The organism is Salipiger pallidus (genome assembly GCF_014643635.1).
In the GTDB taxonomy this organism is placed as follows: domain Bacteria; phylum Pseudomonadota; class Alphaproteobacteria; order Rhodobacterales; family Rhodobacteraceae; genus Salipiger; species Salipiger pallidus.
Genome location: NZ_BMJV01000009.1, coordinates 59,890 through 72,329, shown reverse-complemented (window position 1 = coordinate 72,329; position 12,440 = coordinate 59,890). Strand labels below are relative to the sequence as shown.

The following is a 12,440-nucleotide window of genomic DNA, read 5'->3' as shown; positions in this document are numbered from 1 at the left end:
CTCGGCACATGGATGCCGACCCTTTTGCATGATTTCTTTGGAGTTCTCATGAAGAACATGAACGTTGTGATACGGCCCTTTGATGCGGCAACGGACCTGAAAACACTGTCGACCATCTGGTTCGAAGCCTCACTCGACGCCCACCCCTTCATCGGTGAAAAAAGGCTGACTGAACAGCGCAAGCTGATCGAGGAGACGTATCTGCCGAAGGCGGAGACTTCTGTGGCCTGCCACGACGGAGAAGCTGTTGGCTTCATCAGCCTTCTGGGATGTTTCATCGGCGGGATATTCATCGCGCCGGGCTGGCAAGGTCACGGTATCGGGCGCACGCTTATCGCCGATGCCTTGGCACGGAAGGGCGAACTGTCCCTTGAGGTCTATACCGAGAATGAACGAGCCGTCCGTTTTTACAGGACGCTCGGATTTCAGGAAGTTTCCCGGCGCGCGGTCGATGACTTCGGGTTGCCGTTCCCGAATGCGGCACTGAGTATAAAAACCTAAGCACAGGTCTGGCAGGGCTATGTCGTGCCAGACCACCTTCGCGCAGGCAGGGGCGAACCCTTCGTGGCCTTTCAGAGCCGTTCCAGCGCGGTCGTGACTTCCTCAGCCAACACTTCAACAGGCTGTGTGCCGTCAAGCCTCAGGACCGGAGCGGCTTGTGCCTTGAGCCAGCGTTCATGCTGCGCCAGGTTGCGTCCTGTGAACGAGGGGTCGTCATAGCGAGAGGCCCAGTCGCGGAATGCCAGATGGCCGTCATGCATGTCGCCTCCCGGCAGGATACGATCACCATGTCTTTGCGCCTCCCGGCGCTCGAGACGCTGCAGCCGTATCTTGGTAGGTGTATATAGGAAGGCGATGATCTCTACATGTTCAATCAGGATATCGCCCCAACCCACAAAGGAGCCTGACAGAACCCAGCCATCCGTCTGGGATTGCCGCTGCTGGATCAAGCGGACCCGATCCTCTGGCAGGCGCTTTGTCGTGAAGGGCGGGTCTGTTGGCATCCAATAGAAGTCGTCTACGTCCAGCAGTGGAACGCCCATCTGCGCCGACAGGGTCGCGCCAAGTGTCGAGACGCCCGAGCACGATGCTCCGATCAGGTATATTCTTGGCATGTCTGTCCCTCCGCTAGCATTTTAAAGCGAGAGGGCAATAGCGGCGCGCTGCGCCGTCTACAATGCCAGCTTCGTCCGCACGGCGGACCTTGGTTCCCCGCCAAGGTTCGCAAGTGCGGCGAACAGCTGCTTGAGTGGGCAGTTCTGCAGCATTCTGATTCAGGACGGAAGGTCGACAGTTCGCCGCAAGAGGGGCCAGCAAGCGGTTGGCTCTGCCGCGCAGCGAAAGTCCGGAACCGAGCCCTAACTGTGCGTTCGGATCAGCAAGCGTTTTCGGTCCGTTGTTGTCGTCTGCCGTTCATGAGGATCGCGCTGCACGCGATCAGGGCGATCCCGAGGGCTTCCCAAGCCGTGGGGATGTCTCCGAAAAAGACGGTGCTCCAGACGGCCGCGAAGCCCAGGTAGGCCGTATCGAAGACACCAACGACCGGCGTCGGGGCCACCCGGTAGGCCGTCGCGACCGCCGTGGCGATCACTGCCAAGAGACATCCGAGCCCGAAGGCGAGGCTCCAGTCCGCGAGCGTGAGCCTTGGCCAGAGTGCCAGAACGAAGCTCTCTTTGCCGCCCGGCTGAAAGAGCGAGAGAAGCAGTAGCGCCGCGGCGGCCACGCAGACGAGACAGACGTTGAGCGTCAGGGCCATTGCTCCCGGGCTTTCCGCCTGGCACCGGCTCCAGGTGATGAGGCCCGCCAGAGCATAGAAGATGGCAGCTGTGAACGGGAGCAGCAGCAGAGGGGTGAATGTGTTGGTCGAGGGAGACACTGCCAGCAGCACCCCGGCAAGGGACAGCGCCACGGCGGTCCATCCGCGCCCACCGATCGTCATCCCCAGCAGGACGCGCCCCAGCAGCGCCATCCAGGCGGGCGCGGTGTAGTAGCACGCTGCGGCGAGGGCAAAGGACATGGCCGGCAGCGCTGCGTAATAGCTCAGCCACATGGCCGCGAGGCAGAGACTACGCGCCCAGACCCAGCCGCGGCGGGTGAGACGAAGGCTCGACCGGCCATGCATGGGCACGAGCCAGGCGGCGAGCAGCACTGCGGCAACGGTCGATCGCAGCAGGACCAGCTGTGCCAGCCCGAAGTTGTCTCCACTCATCTTCACCAAAGCGTCAGAGAAGGACAGAAGCGAAACCGCCGCGAGGATCGCGATGATGCCGTGCGTGGTCCCGCCAGAAGGTGGGGTGTGATCAGATTTCCATGCCATACGCGATGGAAACCACGGGCTGCATCCCTCATAAAATGAGAATGGGTCGCCAATGCATGAGGATTTGGAATGGATCGCCGTTCGCTGCCACCGTTGTCTCGTCTTCCTGCCTTCGAAGCGGCCGCCCGACATGAAAGCTTCACCGCCGCCGCCGAGGAACTTGGTCTGACGCAGACCGCTGTGACCAAGCAGATCGCCGCCCTGGAGGCGGATCTCGGCCTGCGGCTCTTCGAGCGTCGCAACAGGGCCGTCTTCCTGACCGAGGCCGGGCGCGCCTATGGACAGGTTGTCAGCGCATCCCTCGCCGATATCGCAGCCGAGACGACGCGCCTGCGCGGCGGCCCCTCCGGCGCGGGATTGGTCCTGCATTGCCAACTTTGCGAGGCGTTCTACTGGCTCATGCCGCGCCTTGCGGGTTTCCATGAACGCCACCCCGGTCTGGAGGTCCGGGTCNTCACCGCCTCGGACGAGATCTTTCCCGTGGCCGCCCCAGGCCTCGTGCCGTCCGGAGCGCTACCGCTTCCTGCTGCGGGACTGGCCCGATACCCGCTGCTGTCGCACCGGGTCCTGCCGCAGGACTGGATGGATTGGCCGGACTGGTTCGAGGCCGTCGGACACCCCATGCCGAAAAGCGCACGGATCACCGGCTTCGACAGCTTTCCCTTGGTGCTACAGGCAGCGGTCGCAGGTCAGGGGATCGCGCTCGGCTGGCGCAACACGGTGAGCGGGCTTCTCACCGAGGGCAAACTCGTGAGGCTCTGCGACGAGGCAGTCTTCCGCCCGACAGAGATCTCGGTCTTCCGCGGTGCACGGCGCGGCAACCATGCGGAGACAGATGCCCTGCTCGCGTGGCTCCGAGAAGAATTGGCCGAGCGTCCTATGGGATGACAGCTTTCTTCTCGCAGTGTTTGCGTCCGACCGCCACCGGGGGGGGGCGGGCGCGGCGAATGGCTGCTTCGATGGACCGGACAGCAGCATCCTGATCGGAGCCTCCTAGGTCGGGTTATGGCCGGGACGGCCATGTTGGCCCTGCCGTAGAGGCTGGCCGTAGCCACTGCGCAGACGCATCTCTGCGTAGAGCCCTTCCACGACATTTGCGGCGCCCCCGCCGCAGGTAACCGGGAAGGAAGCTCATCCTTGTTGCATTGAGTTGGTGACGTTCTCGCTCATGCGCCCCGCCAACTCTCGGACGGCATCGCCCTGGCTGCTCCAGTCGTCCGTGACCTCGCCGAGATAAGCCCGTCGCGCATGATTGAGTGTCATAGCATCTGAGCCAGACAATCGCGAAATCGCCCATTCGGCGGCAGCATCCTTCGTGATGAACTTCTCCGTGCTGGCAGTGTGCCACATCCGCGCAAGCGTCAGCAGGACATTCCGTTCGTCCCCACCCAATCCATCCAACAAGTCCGGAAGTGCATCGCGCATGGCTTGGTTGACTTGCTCTGTCGAAACCTCCGACAGCAGGTCGCCCCTCGGCGGTCCGAACAACGGAATGGCCTCCTGATAGGCCTGTGCTATAACCATAGAATATTCAGGATATCGTTCAGGCATCGGCGTCTCACCAGCCTCGAAAGCCTCCCTCAGCCACTCTCCATAAACGAACTCCGCTCGCGCCGGGTAGTCGCCGCGGTTGAGCTCAGCTTGGCAGAACACCATAACCTCAAGGCAGCGGGCACCTCCCGGCACGGCAGGATGGCGTCCGGAAAGGTGCAACAAGTCCAGCAACAGGCCGTTGCGCTGGCTCTCGGTCAGCTCGGACTGAACCACTGCCAGCAGATCAATATCGCTCTGCGGCCGAAGACCGCCGGATACGGCTGATCCATGCAGATACACACCAAGCAGCGCGTCGCCGAGACGGCGGTGCAAGATCAGCACAGCCGACTGCATCTGTTCTGTCGGATGGGGTGCCACCTGCATGATGGTTTTCTAACGGGCATAGCTCATTAACGGAAGGCAGCCATGTCCCGCAGGGGTGATTTTCGTCCGTCCACCAATGCCGCACCGCGCCGAACAAGTCAGCTTCTGAGAAGCCGCAGCGCAGCGCCAACCCTTCCGCTGAACGGCAGCAATGGTCCGTTTCCACTGATCAGCGAGCTGGTTCGGGAGAACCGTCGCGGCGGCGCGTGACCTCAAACAAGTCACATGAGCAACGCACGGGGCCGGGGCGCACGTTCGTCACGCTGAGCCTCAGCTTGAATTGAGTTGAGCGGGCCTGCCGTCTACCCGCAGTGGGCACGAGATCTATGTCAATGTAGCGAAGAAGCGGTTGTCGTCACGGGCCATGGGAACGAGACGGGTGCGGCGCAAACTGCGGATCGACCTGCTGAAACTCCCACTTCATCACTCTTGCGGCGCGCCGGGCGGCGAGTCTGTGACCAGCTGTGATGTGGTTCGAATGCCCGAAACCTTTCGGTACTCTCTTGGCGTCATGCCGGTTTCTTCCAGGAAGGCGCGATTGAAGTTTGACAGGTTCTTGTAACCGGATTCGAAGCAAACCTCTGTCACGGCACGGCCAGTTTCCGCCAGAAGCGTCGAGGCCCGAGAAATGCGCAATGTGCGTTGATAGCTTGAAAATGTCTTTCCCGTCAGCAGCTTGAAACTACGCGAGAAGGCCGATGGGCTTGCGCCGACCAAGTCAGCGACTTCGTTCATCGAGATAGACGGATTAACCTGCATGTGCTGCATGGCCTGATCCACCTTGGAATGACGCCCGGCGATGATCGGAGCGTAGCCCTTCGCAAAACCGGGGCTGGCAAGCAGGCGACGGTCAGTCGCCTCGGCGAAGATCGTCAGCAATTCTATCAGCAATCCCAGCCCATGTCCGGGTGAGGCGGTTTGAAGGGCCAGGACGATGTCGCCGGCCTCCCTTGCATCCTGTCCGCCAAGCTCGATCCCGCGTTCGGCGAGAGGGGACAGCGGCCGGATCAGACGCAGCTCCGGCATGATATCGCAGATGCTCAGATACTGTTCGGCATCGAATTGCAGGACATAGTCCCTGCCGCGCTGCTTGAGGCCGGGCGAAACCCAGTTGTGCGGCAGGTTCGTCCCGCACAGGGCAATATGCCCAGCCTCGAAATTGCCGATGTAATCCCCGACATAGACGAAGCCCCGCGCCTCGGGGATGAAGTGAATCTCCCATTCGGGATGGTAATTCCACGTGCAGAGCGGATGCGGATAGTCGTCGCGCCGTGTCAGGTAGGATCGCCCTGCGGGGAAGGCGATCATCTCGCGGGTGGCGCGGTTCAGCCGGGGAGGCTGTGGCTCCTCCAACCGCTCTGGCGCAATCATCTTCGATGCTTTCATAAAGAAAACCTGCCGGAATCAGAGATACAGGTCAAAATAGTATCAGTTTTTGCTTTTTCGCAAACTATTCCTAACCCGTTTCCTCCGCCAAGTTCGAGACGTCCGGGTATGGCTCGCGACCTCTGGGAGGAGATTAAATTGAAATATACGGCTTTGACCGCCAGCGTTCTGGCGGGACTTATGGGTACGTCCGCACTCGCACAACAGATCTGCGAGGACGACGTCATGGTTCTGGCTCAGCCCCGTGACGGGCTGACGCTGCTGGAAGACTACTACGACGAGTTCGAGGAACTGTCGGGTGCCGGCTTCCAGATCGACTACCTCAATGAAAATGATCGGCGCGCCAAATCGCAGGCGGATGCCTCGACGGTGGGCAGCTTCAACGTGTACTATGTGGACGAGGCGAACCTGCCCCTGTTCGCATCCTCGGAATGGATCGTTCCGCTGGAAGGCTATTACCCCGAAGACTATGACTACGAGGATTTCGACGCGGGCATGCGCTCGGTCGCCAGCTACGATGGCAAGCAATGGTTCGCCCCCATCCAGGGCGGTGGAGACCTGATGGTCTATCGCACCGACCTGCTGGAAGAGGCCGGGATCGAACCGCCCCAGACATGGGAAGACTTCAAGACCGCCGTGGCCGAGCTGCATGACCCCGACAACGGCGTCTACGGCATTGCCCTGCGCGGTCAGCGCGGCTCGGGCGCAAACGTATGGCGCTGGCTGCCCCTCTTTGCGGCGCATGGTGGCGAATGGGTCGATGACAGCGGAGAATTTGCCTTCAATTCCGACGCTGCCGTGAAGGCGACCGAAGAATATCTGGAGCTTTTCCAGTATTCCGCGCCCGGCACACAGACCGGCTCGTTCGATGAATCCACCGGTGCGTTCCGCTCGGGCAAGGTGGCGCTGATCATCGAATCCGCCCCCCTTGGCGCCATGTCCAAGGATCCTTCGCAAAGCCAGGTGGTCGACAGCGTGGCCTTCACCCCTCCGCCGACGCCGCTCCCCGGTTCCGGCTATGCGCATGGCTTCGCCATCGCCAGCCGCGCCAATGAGACGGAAGAGCAAAAGGCCTGTGCCGGGCTGTTCGTGGCCTGGGCCACGTCGAAAGAGCAGGAAGCGCGCCGCCTTGCCGAAGGCCAGCCCGGTGAGCTGACCCGGACCAGCACCTATGAAAGCCCCGCCTACGTGGAAACCTTCGGTGAGAACCTGTCGGCGGCGATGGCCGCGACCGGTGACAGCACAGAAGTGTTGTTCTGGCAGGATCCCGACTGGCAAGAGCTGGGCAACGCTTGGGGGATCAAGCTCGAAGAGCTGATCATCGGGTCGCGCACCGACATCCAGGGTGCCCTCGACGAGCTGAGCGAGCTGGCCAACGCCATGTAAACGGATATGCGGGCGGTCAGCTGCACCGCCCGCATATGTGCCCTGCAAGGCGACACGCTCGCCGATTTCCCTACATATTCGGAGCAGACCATGAAACTCGGGCGTTCCCTTCCCGTGGTGTTTCTCGGTCCGGCATTGATCGTGCTGATCATTCTTGCCGCGGTACCCACACTCTACGCGTTCAACATCTCCCTGCAGAACCGCACCCTGAGTGCCCCGGACGCAGACTATGTCTGGTTCGCGAACTATATCGCGCTCTTTGGCGATGCGCGGTTCCTCAATGCGCTGTGGGTCTCGCTCAAGTGGGAAGTTCTGACCGTCTCGGCCACGATGATTGTCGGCATCGGTCTGGCCATCGCGATGTTCGAAGCCGCAACGCCGCGTTGGCGCAACGTACTGACGTTGCTTTTTATTATTCCGGTGCTCCTGCCCCGGGTCTGCGCCGCCTTCGTGTGGAAGTTCTCGTTCCATCCGCTCTATGGCGCGGTGACATGGCCTGTGCGTGCAATCACCGGCGAAACCCCCGACATCTTGGCCTCGCCTCTCGGCGCGATGCTCGCCGTCGCCTTCGTTGACGTGTGGCAGTGGGGCCCCGTCTTTGCCGTCATCATCTTGAAACTGATGGAAGCCCTACCACCGCAACCCCTCGAGGCCGCGCGGATCGACCGCTGCAAGCGCTGGGAAATCCATGTCTTCATCACGCTGCCGATGCTGAAACTGCCGCTGATCTCGCTCATCCTCGTGAAGGCGATCGAGTCGCTGCGCTCCTTCGACCTGGTCTACGTGATGACCCGCGGCGGCCCCGGCATCGCGACCGAGACCCTCGACATGTACGCCTATTCGCAAGGTTTCATCGAGGCGGGCAAGATCTCCTACGCCTCGGGCATGGCTGTCGTGATGCTGGTGCTGACCGTCGTGATGTTCACCATGATCTGGAAAAGGTTGAACCGATGAAACCCGTGACCCTGATCCTGCGCGGCCTGCTGGTGCTCGCGGCGCTGCTGGTGCTGCTGCCGCTGGTTTGGACATTGCTCAACGCGTTCAAGACGAATGCAGATCTTCTGGTCAGCACACCCAAGCTGATCTTTGCCCCGGTCTGGGACAATATGGATTACGTCCTCGGCCGCCGTTCTGTGTCACGCGCGCTGATGAATTCGCTGGTCGTGTGCAGCTATGCGGTACTGCTGGGTGCTGTGCTGGGTGTGCCCGCCGCCTATGTCATCGCGCGGATCAAGAACCGCGCCACGCAGGAAGCCCAGTTCTTCGCGCTTTCACTGCGGTTCCTGCCGCCCGTGGCCGTGGCCATCCCGATGATGGTGATCTGGCTCGGTCTCGACATGTACGACTCTCGCCCGGCGCTGATCATCACATACATGACCATTACCGTGTCGATCACCATCTGGCTGTCCGTGCCAGCCTTCGAGCGGGTCCCGATCGCCATCGAGGAGGCCGCACGTGTCGACCGTCTGGGGCCCTATGCCGTCTTCTTCCGCATTGCCCTGCCGGTGGCAAAGCTTCAGGTCCTGTCCGCCATCGCATTCTCCTTCATCCTGGTTTGGAACGAATTCCTGCTGGCGATGATGCTGACCACGTCCCGGGCCAAGACGCTGCCGATCATCGCATCCGAGATGTCGCAACTTGGGATGAGTGTGCCCTGGGGCATTCTGAACGCGGCCGTGGTGCTGCTGTCGCTGCCGCCGCTCATCCTTTTGGCGCTGGTCGGGACAGGTCTCAACACCGCTTTTTCCAAGAAATCCTCGGAGTAGCCAATGAAAGCTCTTGTTCTCGAACGCCAGGGAGAGCTCTCCCTGCGGGATATCGACCTGCCCAGCGACATGGGCCCGACGGATGTCCGCATCAAGCTGCACACGGTCGGGGTCTGCGGATCGGACGTGCATTACTACACTCATGGCAAGATCGGCGATTTCGTCGTGACCGCGCCTATGGTGCTGGGGCATGAAGCGTCGGGCACCGTGATCGAGGTTGGCGCGGCCGTCACCACCCTGAGCGTCGGCGATCGCGTCTGCATGGAGCCGGGTGTGCCGGACCTGACCTCACGCGCCTCCAGGCTCGGCATTTACAATGTCGACCCTGCGGTCACCTTCTGGGCCACACCGCCGATCCATGGCGTGCTCTGCGGCGAATGCGTCCACCCTGCCGCCTTTACTTTCAAACTGCCGGACACGGTGTCCTTTGCGGAAGGCGCAATGGTAGAACCCTTCGCCGTGGGGATGCAGGCCGCGAAACGCGCACAGATCGCGCCGGGCGATACGGCGGTGGTTCTGGGCGCAGGCACCATCGGCATAATGACAGCGCTCGCCGCGCTGGCAGGTGGCTGCGCCCGCGTGCTGATCTCCGACCTCTCGGCGGAAAAGCTGGCCATCGCCGAACGCTACGACGGCATCACAGGCATCGACATCCGCCAGACATCCATCGTTGATGCCGTGGCCGAGCTCACCTCAGGCTGGGGCGCCGATGTGGTCTTCGAATGCTCCGGCGCACAGGCTGCGATGACGGATCTGTTCCGCATCGTGCGTCCGGGCGGCGCAATCGTCTTCGTCGGGCTGCCGCCCGATCCGGTTGCCATCGACATCTCGGCGGCGACCGTGCGCGAATGCCGGATGGAAACGGTGTTCCGCTATGCCAACGTGTTCGACCGTGCGCTGGACCTCATTGCCGCGGGCAAGGTGGATCTGAAGCCGCTGCTGTCGGAAACCTATCCCTTTGATGCGTCGATCGAGGCGTTTGACCGCGCGGCCGAGGGGCGCCCCTCGGATGTGAAACTGCAGATCCGCGTCGATACCGAAAGCGAGGCCCCGTGATGGCGACCGTAGAATGCCGCAACATCCGCAAATGCTATGGCGAACTTGAAGTCATTCGCGATTTCAATCTGTCCATCCAGGATCATGAGTTCGTGGTCTTCCTTGGCCCCTCCGGCTGCGGAAAATCCACGCTGCTACGGATGGTTGCCGGGCTTGAAGACATCACCGGTGGCGATCTGCTGATCGGTGGCGCGCGTATGAACGACCGTGATCCCGGGGACCGCGGCATCGCGATGGTGTTCCAGAATTATGCGCTCTATCCACATATGACGGTGCGCCACAACATTACCTTCGGGCTTGAACGAACGGGCGTCGGCAAGGCCGAGATCGAACGTAGGCTGACCCCGGTGGTCGACGCGCTCGGTCTTGCCATCTACCTCGACCGCAAACCCGTCGAGCTGTCCGGCGGCCAGCAGCAGCGCGTCGCCATTGCCCGTGCCATGATCAAGACCCCGGAAGTCTTCCTCTTCGACGAACCCCTGTCGAACCTTGACGCCAAGCTGCGCGGTCACCTGCGCGTCGAGATCGCCCGCCTCCACAAGACGCTCAAATCAACCTCGATCTATGTGACCCACGACCAGCTGGAGGCCATGACCCTTGCCGACCGGATCGTGCTGATGAACCAGGGCCGTATCGAGCAGATGGGGACGCCGGAGGAAATCTACTCGCGTCCCGCGACCCTGTTTGCCGCCGGGTTCATCGGAACACCGAACATGAACTTCATGCAGTTCGAGGTCGAAGGGGGGGCGCTGCGCGACGGTCTTATCCATCTGCCCGCCCCGGCGGGCGCGCAGGGCCAGGTCACGCTCGGTATACGCCCCGGCAGTGTCGAGGTGCTGCCCGATGCGGCAGAGGGAAGCTTGCCCGCTCTCGTGGAACGCGACGAGTTTCATGGCGAAACGCGGCTCGTGTCCCTCCGGTGCGGCACGCATTCCCTGATGGCCTCTGTTCCTGCCCACATGGCGCTGCAAGAGGGGCAGGAGCTTCACATTCGTCTGCCCGAGGACAAGCTGCACTACTTCGACACCCAGACGGGACAGCGGCTAGACTGAGCCGCCGTCCAACGCGCGGCCGCTTCCATTGAACGCCACGATTCCCGGCTTGCCATTCTCCGTCGCCGAGAAAGTCTATCCCGGCGCTGTATGTCACCCGGCAAGGCATTACAGAGCGGTCTCCCGAGCGCGCACCAGCAGGTTCCGCGGCCCGCCGCGGCGGTGATAATGAAACTGCACCTTAGGTGTTCAGTCCCGGCATCGGGTGGAACGGGACGAGGATGGATCGATCTGGCTCTGAGGTTCAGCATCTTGCAGATGCACTCATAGGGTGTGAGGCCTCAAAGGGTGTTGAGACGCCGGATGAAGTTGTAGGCTGCCATGAACTGCGTGCAGCTGATTGTGGCTGTCGTAGTCGCAGCGCTTGACCATTGCGCCCTGGATGGTCGGGTTCATCCTCGAGACCTGGCCGTTGGTCCACGGCTGGTTCGGTTTGGTCAGCCGGTGCTCAATCCCGTTCGCTTCGCGGATCATGTCGAAGCACATCGGCTGTGAATGGGCTGTACTCATGTTTCGTGGCTGTTCAGCGAACTGGATGCCCGCGCTCGGCAGATTTGTCATCCAAGTCACCTGCCGGGTAAACTCAGTCCGGGACCTAATTTGCGCAAAACGCCCACAAGGAATGTCCTTTACCCACAGCTTTCCGGCCCGGTCAAAGCTGGACCCGTCAAGGAAGCCGTCGCCTTGCGGCCCGGCTCGTTTGCTGCGGTCCAAGCAGGCGAAGTATCCCTTGCGGAGGAAGGTGGGCATCGTAGCCAAAACTTCGGCCGCGATGTTCAAAGGCTGGGGTCAGTAGACATGAAGCTCCTTCATCAGGAAGCGAGTTGAGGCTCGAGCCGCCCGCGGCTTTCATTGAGAGCATGAATCAACTCAGCGCGACGGTCTTCGCTGAAGCGGGTGATCAACCCCGATACTGATAGCGCCCCAATCAGGCGGCCGTCCGCAGCCATGATGGGCACTGATACTGCAGCAACCTCGCTATCGCGCTCGCCCAGCGAAATCGAGTGGCCGGCCGCGCGTATCTCCGCGTCACCACTCTGGTTCGAAAACGCGTGCAGAACTTTTCCGCTTGCGCCCTGATTGAGCGGAAGTGTCTGGCCCTCTGCAATGGAATGGCGGATGGCCCGCGCCGGCTCGCTCCGGAACAGGCAGATACGCACATTCCCTTCCCGCACGTAAAAGGAAGCCGTTTCGTTGGTGGCGTCCGACAAAATCTTGAGCTCGGGCCGAACGATCTCACCCAGTGCGAAGCTCTGCCGGTAAGACGATCCAAGGCGCCATGCAGCTGCGCCCAGCCGGAAGCGATTGTCCTCTCCGCGGATCATATAGCCAAACTTTTCAAGTGAGACCGCGAGCCTGAGCACGGTGCTTTTGTAAAATCCAGTCTCCTCCGAAATCTCGGTCAACGTCAGTTCTGAGCGACCAGATGTAAAACATTCCAGAATTTTGAATGCCCTTTCAACGGCTTCTACACCCTTCGCCTCGGTCATGCGCTCTCCTCCACTGGATGATTGACAGGATATGCCTTCACACGTAGTTTTGTAGAGGAGAAGTGAAGTT

Annotated in this window: 12 protein-coding genes and 1 pseudogene; 7 read left to right on the top strand and 6 right to left on the bottom strand. The window is 61.4% G+C overall.

Annotated features, from left to right (window positions below):
- Positions 1-48 precede the first annotated feature (48 nt).
- The gene (locus IEX41_RS18295) at positions 49-501 is read left to right on the top strand and encodes a GNAT family N-acetyltransferase (protein ID WP_188791765.1); all 453 of its coding nucleotides are present in this window, start codon (positions 49-51) and stop codon (positions 499-501) included.
- Between the two features lie 71 nt (positions 502-572).
- Here IEX41_RS18295 and IEX41_RS18290 read toward each other — a convergent pair whose 3' ends face one another.
- Positions 573-1,115, bottom strand: coding sequence for an ATP-binding protein (locus tag IEX41_RS18290; RefSeq protein ID WP_188791764.1), 543 nt, complete (start codon positions 1,113-1,115; stop codon positions 573-575).
- Positions 1,116-1,375: 260 nt separating this feature from the next.
- On the bottom strand, positions 1,376-2,317 hold the full coding sequence (locus IEX41_RS18285; protein ID WP_188791763.1) for a DMT family transporter: 942 nt from the start codon (positions 2,315-2,317) through the stop codon (positions 1,376-1,378).
- A 69-nt stretch (positions 2,318-2,386) separates the two neighbouring features.
- Between IEX41_RS18285 and IEX41_RS18280 the strand changes: the two genes are divergently transcribed.
- The gene (locus IEX41_RS18280; protein ID WP_188791762.1) at positions 2,387-3,205 is read left to right on the top strand and encodes a LysR family transcriptional regulator; all 819 of its coding nucleotides are present in this window, start codon (positions 2,387-2,389) and stop codon (positions 3,203-3,205) included.
- 243 nt (positions 3,206-3,448) lie between these two features.
- Here the strand turns inward: IEX41_RS18280 and IEX41_RS18275 are convergent, their stop codons facing one another.
- Together IEX41_RS18275 and IEX41_RS18270 are read right to left on the bottom strand one after the other, a co-directional pair.
- Positions 3,449-4,234, bottom strand: coding sequence for an aminoglycoside adenylyltransferase family protein (locus IEX41_RS18275; protein ID WP_188791761.1), 786 nt, complete (start codon positions 4,232-4,234; stop codon positions 3,449-3,451).
- A 423-nt stretch (positions 4,235-4,657) separates the two neighbouring features.
- Positions 4,658-5,620: an AraC family transcriptional regulator gene (locus IEX41_RS18270; protein ID WP_229673354.1), complete on the bottom strand. Its 963-nt coding sequence runs from the start codon at positions 5,618-5,620 to the stop codon at positions 4,658-4,660.
- Between the two features lie 138 nt (positions 5,621-5,758).
- Between IEX41_RS18270 and IEX41_RS18265 the strand changes: the two genes are divergently transcribed.
- The 5 genes from IEX41_RS18265 (at position 5,759) to IEX41_RS18245 (ending at position 10,880) form a co-directional block, all read left to right on the top strand.
- Positions 5,759-7,006, top strand: coding sequence for an ABC transporter substrate-binding protein (locus IEX41_RS18265; RefSeq protein WP_229673352.1), 1,248 nt, complete (start codon positions 5,759-5,761; stop codon positions 7,004-7,006).
- A 90-nt stretch (positions 7,007-7,096) separates the two neighbouring features.
- On the top strand, positions 7,097-7,960 hold the full coding sequence (locus IEX41_RS18260; protein WP_188791760.1) for a carbohydrate ABC transporter permease: 864 nt from the start codon (positions 7,097-7,099) through the stop codon (positions 7,958-7,960).
- A complete protein-coding gene (locus IEX41_RS18255; RefSeq protein WP_188791759.1) occupies positions 7,957-8,772 on the top strand; it encodes a carbohydrate ABC transporter permease in 816 nt (271 codons plus the stop codon). The genes IEX41_RS18260 and IEX41_RS18255 overlap by 4 nt, the downstream gene beginning before the upstream one ends.
- 3 nt (positions 8,773-8,775) lie before the next feature.
- The gene (locus tag IEX41_RS18250; RefSeq protein WP_188791758.1) at positions 8,776-9,828 is read left to right on the top strand and encodes an NAD(P)-dependent alcohol dehydrogenase; all 1,053 of its coding nucleotides are present in this window, start codon (positions 8,776-8,778) and stop codon (positions 9,826-9,828) included.
- Positions 9,828-10,880 (top strand): ABC transporter ATP-binding protein, encoded by a 1,053-nt coding sequence (locus IEX41_RS18245; RefSeq protein WP_188791757.1) that lies wholly within the window; start codon positions 9,828-9,830, stop codon positions 10,878-10,880. The genes IEX41_RS18250 and IEX41_RS18245 overlap by 1 nt, the downstream gene beginning before the upstream one ends.
- Before the next feature lie 181 nt (positions 10,881-11,061).
- On the opposite strand, the pseudogene IEX41_RS18240 reads toward IEX41_RS18245, so the two are convergent.
- Both IEX41_RS18240 and IEX41_RS18235 read right to left on the bottom strand, forming a co-directional pair.
- A pseudogene (locus IEX41_RS18240) lies at positions 11,062-11,333 on the bottom strand (IS481 family transposase); the annotation flags it as partial.
- Positions 11,334-11,692: 359 nt separating this feature from the next.
- Positions 11,693-12,370: an IclR family transcriptional regulator gene (locus IEX41_RS18235; protein ID WP_188791756.1), complete on the bottom strand. Its 678-nt coding sequence runs from the start codon at positions 12,368-12,370 to the stop codon at positions 11,693-11,695.
- Between the last annotated feature and the right edge of the window lie 70 nt (positions 12,371-12,440).